Below are 17001 nucleotides of genomic sequence, written 5' to 3'. Positions count from 1 at the left end.
TCTGCGTGAGGCTCTCCTTTCTTCTTTTCCTCCGTGACCTCCGTGTCTCCTCCGTGACCTCCGTGTGAAACGGCAGTTCCTTTCGACGGATTATGTACGTGCGCTGGCGTCAGATGGGCGGGCGCGGAACACGAGGCGTACAAACCTTGTGCACAGTGACAGTGGGGGCACACCGCTTGCCTCGCGCCCACCCTCCAGTCTGCGGACGAGCGGAGCGGCGACCCTGCCATTCCGGCCCCGGCCGCACGCGCCCCCGGCCCCAAGACCACGCATGCAGAAGGCTTCCACCGGCCCTTCCGGCGATCGCCCATCCAGCTCTGACCTGCTCTGCTTTTCGCACCTGCGCTGGGATTTCGTCACCCAGCGGCCGCAGCACCTGCTGAGCCGGTTTGCCCGGGAACGGCGCGTGTTCTACTGGGAAGAGCCGGTCTACGACACCGGCGAGGCCTGGCTGGACGTAAGCCCGCGCGCCGACGGGCTGACGGTGGTGATTCCGCACCTGCCGTGGCGCGATCCGGAAGCCAACGACGCCGCGCAGCGCGTGCTGCTGGACGCCTTCATGGACGAGCAGGGGATCGGGGCGCACGTGGCCTGGTTCTACACGCCCATGGCGCTCGGCTTCGCGGGGCACCTGTCGCCGCTGGCCACGGTCTACGACTGCATGGACGAGCTTTCGGCCTTTCTCTACGCGCCACCGGAACTGCTGGAGCGCGAGGCGGAGCTGCTGCGGCGCGCGGACCTGGTGTTTACCGGCGGGCCCAGCCTGTACGAGGCCAAGCACGGCCGCCATCCCTCCGTCCACCTCTTTCCCAGCAGCATCGACACGGCGCACTTCGGCCGCGCGCGGGGATTGAAGGATGCCGATCCGGCGGACCAGGCGGGGATCGCGCATCCGCGCATCGGCTTCTTCGGCGTGCTGGACGAACGGTTCGATCCGGAGCTGGTGCGCGACATCGCCGCGGCACGGCCCGAGTGGCAGCTGGTGCTCATCGGGCCCGTGGTGAAGATCGACGAGGACGCGCTCCCGAAGGCGGAGAACATCCACTACCTGGGCGGCAAGTCGTACGGCGAGCTTCCCGAGTACCTGGCCGGGTGGGACGTGGCGGCGCTCTTCTTTGCCATCAACGAATCCACGCGCTTCATCAGCCCCACCAAGACGCCGGAGTACCTGGCCGCCGGCCGCCCCGTGGTGTCGTCGCCCATCGTGGACGTGGAGCGCACCTGGGCGCGCGACGCCATGGTGCGCATCGCCGCGGACGCGGACGCCTGGGTGCGCGCCATCGAATCGCTGCTGGAGATGGACGGCGCGGAGCGCGAGGCGTGGCTGGAACGGGTGGATCGCGCCCTCGCCCGCAGTTCGTGGGACCAGACGTATCACGAGATGCGCGCGCTGCTGGACGGCGCCGCGGAAGGCAGGGAGTGGGATGCGTCCGCCGATGGGGTGGAGCAGGAGAGCGGGCTCGCGGCGGCGGCGGGGGACTGAGATGTTCGATTATCTGATCGTAGGCGCCGGGTTCGCCGGCAGCGTGCTGGCGGAGCGGCTGGCCGTGGGCGCGGGCAAGCGCGTGCTGGTGGTGGACAAGCGCAACCACATCGGCGGCAACGCGTACGACCATTACAACGACGACGGCATCCTCGTCCACCGCTACGGGCCGCACATCTTTCACACCAACGCGCGCGAGGTGTGGGAGTACCTGAGCCGCTTTACCGAGTGGCGCCCGTACGAACACCGCGTGCGCGCCAGCGTGGACGGCATGCTGGTGCCCATGCCCATCAACCTGGACACCATCAACGCACTCTACGGGCTCTCGCTCACCAGCTTTGAGCTGGACGAGTTCTTTCGCTCCGTCGCCGAGCCGCGGGAGGAGATCGTCACCTCCGAGGACGTGGTGGTGAGCAAGGTGGGGCGCGAGCTGTACGAAAAATTCTTTCGCAACTACACGCGCAAGCAGTGGGGGATGGACCCGTCGGAGCTGGACGCGCAGGTCACCGCGCGAGTGCCCACGCGCACCAACCGCGACGACCGGTACTTTCTGGATACGTACCAGGCCATGCCGCTGCACGGCTACACCCGCATGTTCGAGAACATGCTTTCGCATCCCAACATCAAGGTGATGCTGAACACGGACTACCGGGAGGTCGAGGGGCTGATTCCGTACGGCGAGGTGATCTACACCGGGCCGGTGGATGAGTACTTCGACTGCCGCTTCGGAAAGCTGCCGTACCGGTCGCTCACCTTCCGCCACGAGACGGTCAACACCGAGTGGCACCAGACGGCGCCGGTGGTCAACTATCCCAACGAGCATCCGTACACGCGCTGCACCGAGTTCAAGTACCTGACGGGGCAGCAGCATCCGCGTACGAGCATCGTATTCGAGTACCCGGGCGACGAGGGCGACCCGTACTATCCGGTACCGCGGCCGGAAAACGCGGAACTGTACCGCCGCTACAAGGAGCTTGCGGACGAGACGGAGGGCGTGTGGTTCGTGGGGCGCTTGGCTACGTACCGGTACTACAACATGGACCAGGTGGTGGCGCAGGCGCTGACCACGTTCCGCAAGATCATGGGGACCAAGGTGCCGGGCCGCCCGCCGTCCGTTACCGCCCGCCGCGCCATCGCCGACCAGCCCCTCGCCGGCTCCGCGGGCGACTGAGCGCTTCCGGTCGATGAACGTCGGTAAACCAACGGGACCCGCCGCGCGAGATTCGCGCGGCGGGTGTCGTGCTTTCAGGGGGATGATGTCGGCGCGTTCCTCGGGCTTGGTGCGGTCCTCCGGCGGGAGGCCCCTCCCCGCTCCCCTCCCGGCCTCCCGGCCGACGCAGAAGCGCGGAGAGGGGAGAACGGCGGGACGGTTCGTTTCGGATGGTGCCGTGCGTTGGAGAGGCCCCCTCTCCCCGGCCCTCTCCCCCGCTCCGCGGGAGAAAGGGAGACCTCATCATGGGCGCCGGCCTGCGGCTTGTTTCCGCGATCCGGAGGCAGTTGAAGCCCCGAACCGGATGCGCCAGCAGCCGGTGTCGGGGGTTCCCGCTGTTTGAGCAGCGGATTCATTCGCTCCAGAGACTCGCGGCTGCACCCTAATCCGCCTCCCAGAACCGATCTCTCCGCCCGCCCCAACCCTCCCCCAGTCTTTTTTGGGGGAGGGTGGGCCGGTGGTGCCGGCCCGGGTGGGGGCCGCCCGTGAAGCCCGCCATCTGCCCCGAATCGATTCGCTCGCCTTTCACCATCCACTCCGTCCGAAACTCCGCGGTGCGCGCGCGGGTACGTCCATTGCTTTGATGATGATCGATCGCTGATTTCCCGCAGTCCCGCAGGATCAATGAAAACGCATCTCCTTCGCCGCGCCGCCGCGGCTGCCCTGCTGGTGACGGCCGCCGGCACGTCGTCCGCCGCCGCGCTGGACGCGCAGACGCGCCCCGGCACGCGCACCCCGGCGACAACGGGCCGCGCACCCGCCGCGCGTCCTCCCGCGACGGGCCGCGCTCCGGCGCGTACCCCGGCGGACACGCGCCCGGCCGCCGCGCCGCGCACGCAGGCCCGCAACCCGCTGGCCCGCGTACGCTCGGCCGCCATGGACCGCGGCGGCTACGCGGTGGTGGTGGACCTGGACGCCAACCAGCTGTACTTCGCCAAGGGCCGGCGCGCGCTCTGGTCCGCCCCGGTGGCCACCGGAACCGGCCTGCGCGTGGAGCACGACCGCGGCGAGTGGGACTTCGCCACGCCCAACGGCGCGTTTCACGTGGCGTACAAGGAGCGCGAGCCGGACTGGATCGCCCCCGACTGGTACTTCGTGGAGAACGGGCTGCGCGTGCCGGCCGCCAACGCCTCCGCGCGCCGCTTTACCCGCGGGCTGGGCGCGGCCGCGGTGTACATCGGCCAAGGGCTGGCAATCCATGGAACCGACAAGCCGGAACTGCTGGGGCAGCGCGTGTCGCACGGCTGCATCCGGCTGAGCAACGAGGACGCGCTTCGCCTGTTTCACAACGTGCAGGTGGGGACGGAGATCATCCTGGTGGGCGGGCGCGATCCGCAGCCCGCGCCCGCGCGCCGCGCCGCATCCACCCCGTCGCGCCGCGGCGACCGCACCGGCCCGCCGCCGCGCGATCCGTGGATCGTGGAGATGGAGCGCGAAGATACGGACGCGCTGCTGGGCAGGCTGGATGAGGAGCTGTTCACCGCTGCGGCCGTGAGCGGCGCGGAATCACGCTGGCACCAGACGGCGAGCGTTCTGCTGTTCCGTGGCGTAAAGGATGAGGACGAGGCCGCGCTGGCCGGGCTGATCACCCGCTACGCACGGATGGGTTCGGGCGCGCTGCGCGATGAGTACGCCACCTACGTGACGGACGCGTACGCGCAGGGGCCGCTGCGCACCCTCTCGGCGATGAGCCGCCTGGACCGCGCGAGCCGCGACCGCGCATCGGCCGCCATCGTGGAGGGCTCGCTGGCGCTGTACCCGGGCGACATGAACGCGGCCTCGGCGCCGTGGCCCACGCGCCGCGCCCCGCGCACCGCCGTCCGCCGCGCCGACCAGCGCACATGGGACGCGCTGCAGTCCGCGGAGAACGCATACCGCACCCGCCACGGCCTGGCCGTCCGCGCCCGCGAGTAGCCGCCGCGGATCATCATCATCGACAAGGAGCCCTCTCCGCTGGACGGAGGGGGCTCCTTCTGCTTCACCGATGCGGATCGTCATCCCCCGAATCCGTTCGGCTGATGACGGGTGGTGTAGCAGGCGTGCGCCTCCCGGAGCCTGTCACCGTTCTTGCTTGATCGCGGCCCGGGGAACGTGGGTGGACACACCGGGTGAGGGGGCGCATGGCGCAGATGAACGGGATGGCGGGGCAGGCGGGCGCGGCGGCACGCAGCGCGGCGCGGGAGGCCGCGCCCTGGGTGGAGCGGCTGGCGCGCATCGGGTACGCGGCGCGCGGTGCGGTCTACGTGATCCTGGGGATCATCGCGGGGCAGGCGGCACTGGGAAAGCGCGGCGTGACGGACCAGCGCGGCGTGTTCGCGGAAATCCTGAGCCGGCCGGGCGGCAAGTTCATGCTGGGGATCGTGGCGCTGGGGCTGCTGGGATACGCGTTGTGGCGCTTCGTGGCGGCGACGATGAATCCGGAGGGCGACGGCGCCGGAAAGCGCGCCGCGTTCGCCGTGAGCGCGGTCATCCACACGGGGCTGGCGATCTCCGCGGCGCGGATGGCCATGTCGTCCACGTCCGGCGGGGGCGGCAACGGCGCCACTTCGCTGACGGCAAAGGTGATGGATGCGCCCGGCGGGCAGTGGCTGGTGGCGCTCGCCGGACTGATCATCGCGGGGTTCGGCGTCCAGCAGTTGATCCACGCGTGGAAGGCGGAGTTGGACAAGCGGCTGGACCTGTCGCGCCTGGAGTCCAACACGCGGCAGGCGGCGATCGCCGCGGCGCGCGCGGGGCTGGCGGCGCGCGGTGTGGTGTTCGTGGTGATGGGCTTTTTTCTGGTCCAGGCCGCGCTGCACCGCAATCCCGGCGAATCGCGCGGGATGGATGGCGCGCTGGAGGCTCTGCACGGCACGGCGTATGGCCCGTGGGTGCTGGGACTGGTGGCGCTGGGATTGATCGGCTTCGGCGTGACGCAGTTTCTGAACGCGCGCTACCGCCGCATCCAGCCCGCCTGACCGCCGGCGGAGGAACGGAGCCCCGACACGACGCCTGCGTGCGACGTGTCGGGGTTTTCGTCGTTCTGATTTCCCGGCGGGCGGCGCTGTACTGCTGCTGGCGGTACTCGGGAGAGTGCCGCGCGGTTGGAGAGGCCCCCTCTACCCGGCCCTCTCCCCGTGCAAACAGACGCACGGAGAGGGGAACTGCGACTCATCTCGTTTCGGATGGTTTGGCTCGGCCGCGGGCACCCCTCTCCCCCCGGCCCCCTCTCCCGCAAGCGGGAGAGGGGGAGACCTCAGCGCGGGGCGGAGTACACCGCGACTGGCACGCTGCGTGGCAGTTGAAGCCCCGAACCGGACGCGCCAGCGGCCGGGTGTCGGGGTTCCCGCTGTTGGAGCGGCGGATTCATTCGCTCCCGATACCCGCCGCCCTGCCCATCTCCATCGCCTGCACCGAACCATCCGCCCCGCCCAACCCTCCCCCAGTCTTTTTTGGGGGAGGGTGGGCCGGTGGTGCCGGCCCGGGTGGGGGCCGCCGTGAAGCCCGCCCGTCCTACCCGATCTCATCAACGTAACTGTCGATGCTCCCATCAACCCACCCCGTTCGCGTGCGGCGCCCGTCGGCGGCGTAGGCTGTTTCCCGACACACGCGTCGGCGGCGGGCGATTAGCTTTGTCGGGGAAGCGACCCCGCGTCAGCGGTGCCGGCGATGGCAGGAAGCGGCTGATGGCCGCGTGGATAGCGAGTTGCGGTTCATCATCCCCATGCCCGCCGGGGAAAATTGGCGCCGCGGCGTCACGCTGGTCATGCGGTGACGGGAAATCACAAAGACAGGAGCAACATCATGTCGACCAGAATCCGCGTGCTGCTGGCGGACGACCACGCGGTGCTCCGCAGCGGCCTCGAGGCGCTGCTCGCGCTGGAGGACGACGTGGAAGTGGTGGGACAGGCCGGAACCGGGGAGGAAGCGGTGGAAAAGACCCGCCTTCTGCGCCCCGACGTGGTGGTGATGGACCTTGCCATGCCGGAGATGGACGGGCTGGAGGCCACGCGCCGCATCGCCGCGCTCGCGCTGGAAACGCACGTGCTGGTGTTGACGTCTCAGACGGAAGAAGAGTACCTGGTGCCGGTGCTTGAGGCGGGCGCCAGCGGCTTCGTGCGCAAGACGAGCGCGGACGTGGATCTGCTGCAGGCGATCCGCACGGTGGCGGGAGGCGAGGTGTTTCTGTATCCCAGCGCCACGCGGGTTCTGCTGAGCAAGTACCAGCAGGCCCGCGAGCCGCAGAACCCCGGCCCGCTGGCCAAGCTGAGCGACCGCGAGCGCGAGGTGCTCACCCTGACGGCCGAGGGCTACAGCTCCGCCGAGGTGGGCAAGAAGCTGTTTCTCTCCCCCAAGACCGTCGACACGTACCGCGCCCGCATGATGCAGAAGCTCGGCCTTTCACACCGCGCCGAACTCGTGCGCCTCGCGCTGGAAACGGGGATGCTCAAGACCAACTGACGCGATTCAGGGTCGGTGGATGACGGAAAACGGGGCGCTGCGCAAACCGATGCGCGGCGCCCCGTTCTCTATTCTCGACGGCCGGAAGGCCTCCGCGACATCTCCCAACCTTCCGCCACGCCGACCCGTGCTGTCACTCGACGGCCCGCCGCCGCAGTCCACGAAGGTGGACTTTGCGCCGTTGTTGCCGCGACTTCGGTCGCCTCGGAGCTCGCCCATCCGACGAGATCTACAGACGCGATCAGATGAACGTCATCAATCACCGATGCTTATCCCGACAGCTCAGCGAAGCTCATCCAACAGGGAAGAAGACGCGCATCTCGACAGCTCAACGATGACGGTCAGAGCACCTGGCCGAGCACGTCCACCGGCGTGACGATCCCGAGCAGCATCCCGTGATCCACCACCAGCAGCTGATTCACCCGCCCGCGCAGAAACCGGCGCACCACCTCCGCCAGCGGCTCGTCTGAGCCGACGGTGTCGCCAACGGGACCCATCACGTCGCGCACCCGCAGCACATCCGCGCGTGCCGCGGTCCGCTCGTCCTCGTCCGATCGCGAATCGTCGCCCTCCACGAGAACGAGGGCACGGTCCGCGCCGAACGCCATGCGCGTAACGTCCGCCTGCGTGGCCAAGCCCAGCACCTTGCCCGCGGGATCCAGCACCGGCGCGGAGCGGATGCCGGAATCCAGCAGCGTCTGCGCGAGTTCGCGTACCGTCATCTCGGGAACGACGGTCACCATCTGCATCTGCATCACGTCGCGGACGCGGCCCGCCCGCAGTGCCCGCGCGGTCATCGCGTTCATCTCGCCTGCCTTCTCCCGCCACTCGTGCGCGGACCGCATGCCCGCCGCTGCTGATCACAAGGTGGCGGACCGCGTCCGTCCGCGGAGCCGGGAGCCCGCCGGGGACCGTGTGGGGAGGAACCCGCGCCCGCCGCCGCCATCCGCCCCGGCGCCTGTCCGCCGCGCGCCTCTATCCGCCTGCCTCGCCCCGGTTTAGCTTTTCGGTTCACCTTTTCGCCACCGCCCATCCGAATGTCATCGTCTCCGGAACCGGCTTCGCCGCTGGACCCCGCGCTGGTGCGGCTGCTGCAGGTAGTGGCCGTCGCCGCGAACGAATCCACCAGCCTGGAGGGCGCGCTGCGCACCTGCCTGGCCGCCGTCTGCGAGCACACCGGGTGGCGCGCCGGCCATGCACTGATGGTACAGCCCGGCGGCGCGCTGGCCGCCGCGGACGTGTGGCACTGCACGGATGCGGCGCGTCTTGAGCGGTTCCGCACCGCGCTGCGCGACACACCGGTGGCAGAAGAGGGTGGGCTGGCCGGCCACGTGGCGCGGACGGGCCAGCCCGCGTGGATGGAGGACGTGGCGAACCTGCCGGGCGCGGTGGGCGCCGCCGCGGCCGGGGCGGGGATCCGCGCGGCGGCCGCGTTCCCCGTGCGCGTGGGGCAGGAAACCGCGGGGGTGCTGGAGTTCTTCAGCGAGCAGCCGCTGATGCCGCGCCCCGCGCTGCTGGACGCGATGGTGGCCGTGGGCGCGCAGGTGGGGCGCGTGATCGAGCGGGCGCGCGCGGAGGCGGCGCTGCGCCTGTCGGAGGCCAAGTTCGCCGGCATCATCTCCATCTCCTCCGACGCCATCGTTTCGGTGGATGAGGAGCAGCGCATCACCTTCTTCAACCAGGGCGCGGAAAACACCTTCGGCTACGCGGTGGACGAGGTGATGGGGCAGCCGCTGGAGATGCTGCTGCCCGACGCCTTTCGCGCCGCGCACGCGGCGCAGGTGCGGGGGTTTGGCGAGTCGCCGGTGGCGGCGCGGCGGATGGGGGAGCGCGGACAGATCAGTGGGCGGCGCAAGACGGGTGAGGTGTTTCCCGCCGACGCGTCCATCAGCAAGATCGAAGTGGGCGGACAACGGATCTACACCGCCGTACTTCGCGACGTCACCGAGCGCGTGGAGGCGGAGGAGGCGCTGGCCCGCCAAGCGGAGGAACTGGCGCGGTCCAACGCGGAGCTGGAGCAGTTTGCCTACGTGGCTTCGCACGATCTGCAGGAGCCGCTGCGGATGGTGGCCAGCTACACGCAGCTGCTGGCCCGCCGCTACGGCGGCCGGCTGGATGAGGACGCGCACGAGTTCATCGGCTACGCGGTGGACGGCGTGCAGCGCATGCAGGCGCTGATCAGCGATCTGCTGGCCTATTCGCGCGTGGGCAGCCGCGGCGGAACGATGGACCGCACGGACCTGAACGCGGTGCTCGCGCGCACGCTGGACGGGCTGGGGCAGGCGATTGAGGAAAGCGGCGCGCAGGTGACGGCGGACACACTTCCCGTCGTGACCGGGGACGCAGTGCAGCTCGGGCAGGTGCTGCAGAACCTGGTGGCCAACGCCGTCAAGTTCCACGGAGACGCGCCGCCGCGGGTGCACGTGGGCGCGGAGCGGAACGGGGCGGAATGGGTCATCCGCGTGCGCGACAACGGCATCGGCATCGCGCCGGAATACGCGCAGCGCATCTTCGTCATCTTTCAGCGCCTGCACACGCGCGCCGAGTACCCGGGCACGGGCATTGGCCTGAGCATCTGCAAGAAGATCGTGGAACGCCACGGCGGGCGCATCTGGGTGGAAAGCGCCCCGGACGGCGGTTCGGTCTTCTCCTTCACTCTTCCCGCCACGTCCGAAGCGGAATGACGCGCATGGAATCGCTTCCCATCGAAGTACTGCTGGTGGAAGACAACCCCGGCGACGTGCGGCTGACGCGCGAGGCGCTCAAGGAGGGCAAGGTGCGGAACAACCTGTCCGTGGCGCCGGACGGGGTGGAGGCGCTGGCCTTTCTGCGGCGGGAAGGGCGCTACGCGGACGCGCCGCGGCCGGACGTGATCCTGCTGGACCTCAATCTTCCCAAGAAGGACGGGCGCGAGGTGCTGGAGGAGATCAAGGGCGATCCGGCGCTGCGCAGCATTCCGGTGGTGATTCTCACCAGTTCGCAGGCGGAACGCGACATCGCCCAGGCATACGCACTTCACGCCAACTGCTATATCACCAAGCCGGTGGACCTGGACCAGTTCATCACCGTGGTCAAGTCCATCGAGGACTTCTGGTTCACCATCGTGAAGCTGCCCCCGGAGCACCGGGCGTGAGCGCCGTCCGCATCCTGCTGGTGGAAGACAATCCGGGCGACGCGCGGCTGCTGCGCGAATCGCTGCGGGAGGCGCATTCGCTGGATTTCGCGCTGTCGCACGCGGAAACGCTGGCCGCCGGGCTGCGCGCGCTGGAGGGCGGCGCGACGGACGTGGTGCTGCTGGACCTTTCCCTTCCCGACGCGCACGGCATCGAGACGGTGGAGCGCATGCTGGCCGCCGCGCCCGCGCTCCCCATCATCGTGCTGAGCGGGCTGGCGGACGAAACGGTGGCCGTGCACGCTGTGCAGGCGGGGGCGCAGGACTACCTGGTGAAGGGATCGGTGGATGGCGCCACGCTGGCCCGCGCCATCCGTTACGCCATGCAGCGCAAGCGGTTGGAGGGTGAGCGCGCCCTTCTGCTGCGCAACGAGCAGGAGGCCCGCGCCGCCGCCGAGGCCGCCGTACGGGCGCGCGACGAGGTGCTGCGCATCGTGGCGCACGACATCGGCAATTCGTTGAGCGCGGTGAAGATCCATGCGATGGTGCTGGAGCGCACCCTTTCCGCCGATCCCGCGCAGGACGAGGCGCGCAAACGCACGCAGGCCATCCGCCACCTGACGGGGCAGATGGACCGGCTGCGGCAGGACTTGCTGGACGTGGCGGCGATCGAGGCGGGGCGCCTGTCGTTCGAGCCGGACGAGGTGGCGTTGGAGGAGGTGGTGCGCGACGTGGCGGAAGCCGTGTCGGAGACGGCGGCGGAGAAGGGGCTGGCGCTGGAGATCGCGATTCCGCCGGAGCTTGCGCCGCTGTGGGTGGACCGCGAGCGGCTGCACCAGGTGCTTTTCAACCTGATGGGGAACGCGGCCAAGTTCACGCCGGCGGGCGGGCGCATCACTGTGAGCGCGGCGGAGGAGGGGGAGATGGTGCGCGTGTCCGTGGCGGATACCGGACCGGGGATTCCCGCGGAGCACCTGGCGCAGGTGTTTGACCGGTTCTGGCAGGCGCGCAGCACGCGGCGGGCGGGCGCGGGGCTGGGGCTGGCGATCGCGCGCGGGATCGTGCAGGCGCACGGCGGGGAGATGGAGGTGCGGAGCGAGCCCGGCGCTGGCGCCGTCTTCTCGTTCACCATCCCCCGCGCCTGAGCCCCGGGACCGCAGTTTCCGCCATCGCTGAGAAACCCCGCGCGGAGCACCGGCGCGGGGTTTCTGCGTTTCTGCGGATGATCAGTTCCGGGTGACTGGCTTTAATGCGCGTCGCCGGCTGTGGCCCTCACCCCGCGTGCTGCGCACGACGACCCTCTCCCACGAACGGATGTGGGAGAGGGAGCACACCCCAGATCGTCGCGGAGCCAGAGTGCGGTTTAAGCCGAACCGCACGCGCCAGCGCTTCCCGCTGGTAGAGAGGCGGATCATCCGCTCAACGGATTCCGCTCACGGGTGAACACCTCGCCTGCCACCGCGAACCGTCCGCCGCGTGAGGGCGGTTGAGACCGTCTCCCGCCGCGATCGCCGCCCCGTCAGGAAGGCGCCGCACCCCGTGTGGGGCGCGGTTGGGACGTGCTATGGTGCGGGTTCAATCCGCGGCTCGTGCGGGTCTGCCTGAGGAGTATCCGCTCCGACGCGCCCATACACGATGTGGTGGTATCGTAATCTACGGTAGCTTATATTATCACTTAGGCCGTCATCCATCCCCGGAGGGTCCACATGTTGCCTGTTGAGCTAAGAACGCCCAACGAGATCACGCGGCTGGTCGCGGCGCGTGTCCGCGAACTGCGGCTGAATCGCGGATGGACGCAGCAGGAACTGGCGGACCGTGCGGGAGTCACGCTGGCCACGTACCGCCGCTTCGAGCGCACGGGACGGATCGCCTTCGACCGGCTGCTCAAGATTGCCGTGGTATTGGACGCGCGTTCGGGTTTCGACCAGCTGTTCACGTTGCCGCCGGCCCGTTCTCTGGCGGAACTCGCGGCTCGCAGCGAGCCCATGACCCGTCAGCGGGGAAGGCGGCGCCTTGCAGAACCTTGATGTGCGGCTGAACTGGGGGGATGCGGAGGTGGCCGTAGGAACGCTCGCCAGTGATCGCGGGCGGACCTACTTCGCGCGTTCGTGAAGCGGTGGATGGCTGGCCCCGCTTTGCGAAAGCGGCCGGCGTGCCCGCGCAGAACACACGGCAGATTCGCGAGCTGCTCGGCAGACGGGTGGGATGACAACAGAAGCGAGGGGCGCCGGACGGCGCCCCTCGCTCTTTAACCGACCCGCGGAATCCTGCTGCCGTGCGGCGGACCGCATGCGGGGGCGGCGCCGGTGGCTGGGGTTGAACCAGCGTCCAATCGGGCCCGTGCCGATCGCTCTACCACGCTGAGCTACACCGGAACCGCCTCCGCATGCGTGCTTCGATACCTGGGGTCGAACCAGGGTCCACCCGGTTAAGAGCCGGGCGCTCTACCACGCTGAGCTACATCGAAGCATCTGTCGCCGCGCCTTTCGGCTTCCCCGAATAATAACCGAGCCGCTTCAGAAATCCAGCCAGAAACGGGTTGGCCACCGTCACCCCGTGCACCAGCTCGGGCGTGGGGCGGAAGGCCGCCGCGTAGCCCTGCGGCCGCGGCGCCGTCCACCCGGTCTTTTCGGCATCAACCCCGTGCCTCTCGCATGCCGCCAGCACCGTGGCGCGCGTGCACTCCGCATCCCCCGCCAGCACCTCCCACGGCAGTGGCAGCTCGTTCCACACGGCCAGGTTGGGGTCCGGCGCCGAGCCGGAATGCTGGTGCCACGCCGCCACGTCCCCCGCAATCAGCCGCATCGCCTTTCCCGGCAGCGTGCGGTCAAGCAGGTCTTCCATCCCCAGCGCGTACAGCAGCCCGATCCAGTTGTCGCGCGCGGTGTTCCACGCGCCGGCCGTGTTGTTCCACGTCGTGAAGTCGTTGCCGCGCGCAACCACCATCGTGGCGCGGTTGATCGTGGACGCGGACCACAGCTCGGCCAGCAGACCCGCGACCTCCTGCAGGATGGAGAACCACCGCCCCAGCAACTGGCCGGCCTGCTCGCCGGAGAGCCGGCTGAAGACGTGCGCGCGCGGGTACGCGTGCGCCACGACCCACCAGTTCGCGCCCGGATTGCGCATGCAGCGCTGAAGCAGCATTTCCGCGACGTTGTCGTATGCCTGCTGCTGGCCCTGGATGGTGAACTCGGAGCGCAGGTTGCGGCGCGCCGTGTAGTAGGCCGCGAAGCACGCCGCGTCCTCGTCCGCCGAGAACTCCTCCCACGACAGGCGCGAAGCGAGCCCCGACTTTCCCACGATCTGCAGTTCGCGCTTCGTGAGCTCGCGGATGAGGGTCGCCAGCTTGGCCTCCATCCGCCCCACCAGCCGGAAGCGCTTGTTGTAGCCGCGGCGGGAAAGGTCAATTCCGAGCGCCGCCCGGTCCTTGGACGGCAGGCGGTTGTCCCTGAAGTCCGTGGCGCCGAACGACACCCCGATCTGCTCCCCGACTTCGCGGACGAACCCCTCCACCGCCCCGGGCTCGGCGCACAGATCGTCGCTCAGCGGGTGAGCGACGTCGAACAGCGCGCGCGCGCGGGCGATCTGGCGGTTGAGCCCCACCGGCCGCGCAAACTCCTCCAGCATGGAGGTATAGCCGAAGACCACCCGCTTCAGTGATCCGCGTGCGGCCGTCTCCAGCGTCGCTGCTTCCGCCGGAGAGAGCCGGTCGCCGAGCACCTCGCGGATCGTTTCGGCGACGTCCTCCGGCCGGCGGCGCGCACTCAGCGATTCGTACAGGGCGCGCATCGGCGTGCGTTCAGCGGTCGGCGAGTCGGACACGGTCGGTTCTCGATGAAGGTGTGCGTGGGATGACGCGAAGCGGAAATTCGGGCGGATACGAGGCGTCAGGCGATTTGATCCTTTGCCGCCAGAGCCGCGCGATCGATGAGGCGCGGCCTACCGTGGCTCGCGCGAGTGATCGCAGGGCGAATCCAGGGGAGCCGGGTTCAGAACATCCTCCCATGAGACGCGGTGGTAGGCCAGTTGAACGTGGGAGCGTGTTTTCGTCCGCGCAAGCGAGGTCATGTAGACGCCCGTGCGCCTTCCTTTCCAGACATGGACGTCCACCACCTGGTGGCTGCACCCCCGGGCGTCGGGAGGCCCGAACTCCCGCATGAGCTGCGCGAGCAGCGCCCGCGCGTCCACGGAATCCGCGCTCAGGCTCACGAATTCAAGGCGCCCCGGATCGCGGGACTGAAACTCTTCACCGGCGTCGCCGAATCGCAGCAGCCGCTGCTTCATTCCGTAGGGAAGTGGTTGCAGCGTATCCAGATACCCTGCGTAGGGAGCGAACGCCACGCCGGGAACGCGCTCCCGCACCTGGGACAGGCGCATCCCGAGCCGCACGTCCTGGGCGAACACCTTTCCGAACGCGGCATCGTGCGGATCTGCCGCCCGGCCGCAGCCGCACAGCACGAGGGCCGCCGCCATCAGGATGGATCGAAGAGCGTAGATCATGATAGATCAAAGACGGCGGGGCGTCGCGCGGCAGGCGGTCCGCTGCCGCGCGGCCATCATCCACGATCACGGATGATCACTCCGGCCGCAACGGGTACGGCGGACAGAATGCCGATCGATCCCGGCGGAGACGCCGTGGACGGACAATCCGCGGACGTCGCGCGGGAACGTCCTCTGCCGATGCGTCGCGCGCGGACGACCGATCAGAACGCGCGTGGCGGGAGATGATGGACAGCCTTCCACACGGGACGCGGCGAGAAAGGGCGGAGACGGGCGCGGCGATCGTCATCCTCCGCCGCACCTTTTTATACCCGTCGCTTGCCGGGGCAGGGGAGGCGGCGTATCGTGGCGGCCACAGAAGAGCGGACACCTTTTCCAAGACTCCCATGACGCTTCGACTTTCCTGCGCGGCCCTGGCCGCGGGCGCGCTGGCGGCCTGCGCGCCCGCCGTGCAGCCCGGGGCCACGACCACCGGCACCGCGACCCTTCCTGCCGGCGCGCCCTCCACCGGCGCGCCGTCGGGCACCACGGTGGCCATGCGCGACTCCATCGACGCCAAGCTGGCGCAGTACACCTCGGTGCGGCTCACCACCGACCTGCCGCTGAGCGCCCGCCAGCGGCAGATGGTTCCGCTGCTGATTCAGGCCGCGCGGGAGATGGATGGCGTCTTCCGCATGCAGACGTACGGCAACCTGGATTCGCTGCTGGCCTCCATCCCCGATCCGCGGCTGCGGCGCTACGCCGAAATCAACTACGGCCCGTGGGACCGCATCGCCAACAACGCGCCCTTCGTCCCGGGCTTCGGCGCCAAGCCGGAGGGGAGCAACCTGTATCCCGCCGGGATGACCAAGACGGAGTTCGACGCGCAGGTGGCGGCGGGCGGCGCGCGCGCGGACTCGCTCAAGAGCCTGTACACGCTGGTGCGCCGCGGGCCGGGCGGGCGGCTGACGGCGGTGCCGTACCACGTGGCGTTCGCGCCGCAGATGCAGCGCGCCGCGGGCTATCTGCGCCAGGCCGCCGCGCTGGCGGACGACGCCGGCCTGCGCCGCTACCTGGAACTGCGCGCCGACGCCCTGCTGACGGACAACTACCAGCCCAGCGACCTGGCCTGGCTGGACATGAAGACCAATCCGCTGGACATCGTCATCGGCCCCATCGAGACGTACGAGGACGCGCTGTACGGCTACAAGGCGGCGTACGAGGCGTACGTTCTGGTCAAGGACCAGGAGTGGAGCCAGCGCCTGTCGCGCTACGCCGCGCTCCTTCCCTCGCTGCAGCGCGCGCTCCCCGTGGCGGAGCAGTTCAAGCGCGAGACGCCGGGCACGGACAGCGACCTGAACGCGTACGACGTGGTGTACTACGCGGGCGAGGCCAACGCCGGCTCCAAGACCATCGCCATCAACCTGCCCAACGACGAAGAGGTGCAGCTGGCCAAGGGTACGCGCCGGTTGCAGCTTCGCAACGCGGTGCAGGCCAAGTTCGACCGCATCCTCGTACCCATCGCCGGGATCCTGATCGCGCCGGACCAGCGGCGGCACGTGACGTTCGACGCGTTCTTCGGCAACACCATGTTCCACGAGGTGGCGCACGGGCTGGGGATCAAGAACACCATCAACAACCGCGGCACGGTGCGCGAGGCGCTGCGCGACCAGGCCAGCGCGCTGGAAGAAGGCAAGGCGGACGTGCTGGGGCTGTGGATGGAAACGCGGCTGCTGGACACGGGCGAGATGCGGGGCGACGTATCGGACAACTACGTGACGTTCCTGGCCAGCATCTTCCGCTCGGTGCGCTTCGGCGCCAGCAGCGCGCACGGCCGGGCCAACATCGCGCGCTTCAACTACTTCAAGGAGCGCGGCGCCTTTTCTCGCGACGCGGCCAGCGGCACGTACCGCGTGGATGCGGCGCGCATGCGGCAGGCGGTGGACGCGCTTTCCGAGCAGATCCTGCGCTACCAGGGCGAGGGCGACTACGCCGGCGTGCAGGCGTTCATGGAGCGCTACGGCCGCATCGACGCCGAACTCCAGGGCGATCTGAACCGCGTAGGCAACGCCGGGATTCCGGTGGACGTCGTCTTCGAGCAGGGCGCCAGCGTGCTGGGATTCTGATCGGCGAATCGCGATCGGGATCGGGTCGGATCCGATGGATGATCGCCTGAGTTGATCGGATGGGTGGATGATGAGCAGGGGCGGGGCGCGATGGCGCTCCGCCCCTGTCGTGTTGTGGATGGTGCTGGGGCGACTGAAGTCGCGGCAACAA

The 17001-nt window shown here is 69.4% G+C and carries 12 protein-coding genes, 2 tRNA genes and 2 pseudogenes; 11 read left to right on the top strand and 5 right to left on the bottom strand.

The window, feature by feature from the left end; genetic code table 11:
• The first annotated feature begins 271 nt into the window (after nucleotides 1-271).
• From HNQ61_RS11965 to HNQ61_RS11945, 5 genes are all read left to right on the top strand, one after another.
• Nucleotides 272-1483, top strand: coding sequence for a glycosyltransferase (locus HNQ61_RS11965; protein ID WP_170033155.1), 1212 nt, complete (start codon nucleotides 272-274; stop codon nucleotides 1481-1483).
• A gap of 1 nt (nucleotide 1484) precedes the next feature.
• The gene (glf, locus tag HNQ61_RS11960) at nucleotides 1485-2654 is read left to right on the top strand and encodes a UDP-galactopyranose mutase (RefSeq protein WP_170033153.1); all 1170 of its coding nucleotides are present in this window, start codon (nucleotides 1485-1487) and stop codon (nucleotides 2652-2654) included.
• Between the two features lie 663 nt (nucleotides 2655-3317).
• On the top strand, nucleotides 3318-4607 hold the full coding sequence (locus HNQ61_RS11955) for a L,D-transpeptidase (protein ID WP_170033151.1): 1290 nt from the start codon (nucleotides 3318-3320) through the stop codon (nucleotides 4605-4607).
• A 206-nt stretch (nucleotides 4608-4813) separates the two neighbouring features.
• The gene (locus tag HNQ61_RS11950; RefSeq protein ID WP_205761309.1) at nucleotides 4814-5650 is read left to right on the top strand and encodes a DUF1206 domain-containing protein; all 837 of its coding nucleotides are present in this window, start codon (nucleotides 4814-4816) and stop codon (nucleotides 5648-5650) included.
• Nucleotides 5651-6476: 826 nt separating this feature from the next.
• Nucleotides 6477-7133: a response regulator gene (locus tag HNQ61_RS11945; RefSeq protein ID WP_205761308.1), complete on the top strand. Its 657-nt coding sequence runs from the start codon at nucleotides 6477-6479 to the stop codon at nucleotides 7131-7133.
• 341 nt (nucleotides 7134-7474) lie between these two features.
• Here HNQ61_RS11945 and HNQ61_RS11940 read toward each other — a convergent pair whose 3' ends face one another.
• Nucleotides 7475-7939: a CBS domain-containing protein gene (locus HNQ61_RS11940; protein ID WP_170033149.1), complete on the bottom strand. Its 465-nt coding sequence runs from the start codon at nucleotides 7937-7939 to the stop codon at nucleotides 7475-7477.
• A gap of 231 nt (nucleotides 7940-8170) precedes the next feature.
• Between HNQ61_RS11940 and HNQ61_RS11935 the strand changes: the two are divergent.
• The 5 genes and pseudogenes from HNQ61_RS11935 to HNQ61_RS11920 all read left to right on the top strand — a co-directional run.
• Nucleotides 8171-9334: pseudogene (locus tag HNQ61_RS11935) on the top strand (sensor histidine kinase); the annotation flags it as partial.
• 81 nt (nucleotides 9335-9415) lie between these two features.
• A pseudogene (locus HNQ61_RS29965) lies at nucleotides 9416-9817 on the top strand (sensor histidine kinase); the annotation flags it as partial.
• Entirely contained in the window at nucleotides 9814-10266 is a 453-nt protein-coding gene (locus HNQ61_RS11930; protein ID WP_170033147.1) for a response regulator, read from the top strand. The pseudogene HNQ61_RS29965 and the gene HNQ61_RS11930, both read left to right, overlap by 4 nt.
• The gene (locus HNQ61_RS11925) at nucleotides 10263-11390 is read left to right on the top strand and encodes an ATP-binding protein (protein ID WP_170033145.1); all 1128 of its coding nucleotides are present in this window, start codon (nucleotides 10263-10265) and stop codon (nucleotides 11388-11390) included. Before HNQ61_RS11930 ends, HNQ61_RS11925 begins: the two co-directional genes overlap by 4 nt.
• 561 nt (nucleotides 11391-11951) lie before the next feature.
• Nucleotides 11952-12272 carry a helix-turn-helix domain-containing protein gene (locus tag HNQ61_RS11920; protein WP_170033143.1) on the top strand — a complete coding sequence of 107 codons (321 nt, stop codon included), beginning with the start codon at nucleotides 11952-11954 and terminating at the stop codon, nucleotides 12270-12272.
• A gap of 274 nt (nucleotides 12273-12546) precedes the next feature.
• On the opposite strand, the gene HNQ61_RS11915 is transcribed toward HNQ61_RS11920, so the two are convergent.
• The 4 genes from HNQ61_RS11915 to HNQ61_RS11900 form a co-directional block, all read right to left on the bottom strand.
• Nucleotides 12547-12619 (bottom strand) — tRNA-Pro (locus HNQ61_RS11915).
• A gap of 19 nt (nucleotides 12620-12638) precedes the next feature.
• Nucleotides 12639-12712: transfer RNA gene (locus tag HNQ61_RS11910), tRNA-Lys, on the bottom strand.
• Nucleotides 12703-14067 carry a hypothetical protein gene (locus HNQ61_RS11905; RefSeq protein WP_205761307.1) on the bottom strand — a complete coding sequence of 455 codons (1365 nt, stop codon included), beginning with the start codon at nucleotides 14065-14067 and terminating at the stop codon, nucleotides 12703-12705. Before HNQ61_RS11905 ends, HNQ61_RS11910 begins: the two co-directional genes overlap by 10 nt.
• A 117-nt stretch (nucleotides 14068-14184) precedes the next feature.
• A complete protein-coding gene (locus HNQ61_RS11900; RefSeq protein WP_170033141.1) occupies nucleotides 14185-14745 on the bottom strand; it encodes a hypothetical protein in 561 nt (186 codons plus the stop codon).
• Between the two features lie 386 nt (nucleotides 14746-15131).
• On the opposite strand from HNQ61_RS11900, the gene HNQ61_RS11895 reads away from it, so the two are divergent.
• The gene (locus tag HNQ61_RS11895; RefSeq protein ID WP_170033139.1) at nucleotides 15132-16850 is read left to right on the top strand and encodes a dipeptidyl-peptidase 3 family protein; all 1719 of its coding nucleotides are present in this window, start codon (nucleotides 15132-15134) and stop codon (nucleotides 16848-16850) included.
• Nucleotides 16851-17001 lie beyond the last annotated feature (151 nt).

It is taken from the genome of Longimicrobium terrae (genome assembly GCF_014202995.1).
GTDB classification, from domain to species: domain Bacteria; phylum Gemmatimonadota; class Gemmatimonadetes; order Longimicrobiales; family Longimicrobiaceae; genus Longimicrobium; species Longimicrobium terrae.
This window is presented reverse-complemented; position numbering and strand designations above follow the sequence as displayed.

Coding starts and splice junctions, on each gene's coding strand:
- HNQ61_RS11965 (WP_170033155.1), top strand. CDS start 272: ATGCAGAAGGCTTCCACCGGCCCTTCCGGCGATCGCCCATCCAGCTCT.
- glf (WP_170033153.1), top strand. CDS start 1,485: ATGTTCGATTATCTGATCGTAGGCGCCGGGTTCGCCGGCAGCGTGCTG.
- HNQ61_RS11955 (WP_170033151.1), top strand. CDS start 3,318: ATGAAAACGCATCTCCTTCGCCGCGCCGCCGCGGCTGCCCTGCTGGTG.
- HNQ61_RS11950 (WP_205761309.1), top strand. CDS start 4,814: ATGGCGCAGATGAACGGGATGGCGGGGCAGGCGGGCGCGGCGGCACGC.
- HNQ61_RS11945 (WP_205761308.1), top strand. CDS start 6,477: ATGTCGACCAGAATCCGCGTGCTGCTGGCGGACGACCACGCGGTGCTC.
- HNQ61_RS11940 (WP_170033149.1), bottom strand. CDS start 7,939: ATGAACGCGATGACCGCGCGGGCACTGCGGGCGGGCCGCGTCCGCGAC.
- HNQ61_RS11930 (WP_170033147.1), top strand. CDS start 9,814: ATGACGCGCATGGAATCGCTTCCCATCGAAGTACTGCTGGTGGAAGAC.
- HNQ61_RS11920 (WP_170033143.1), top strand. CDS start 11,952: ATGTTGCCTGTTGAGCTAAGAACGCCCAACGAGATCACGCGGCTGGTC.
- HNQ61_RS11900 (WP_170033141.1), bottom strand. CDS start 14,745: ATGATCTACGCTCTTCGATCCATCCTGATGGCGGCGGCCCTCGTGCTG.
- HNQ61_RS11895 (WP_170033139.1), top strand. CDS start 15,132: ATGACGCTTCGACTTTCCTGCGCGGCCCTGGCCGCGGGCGCGCTGGCG.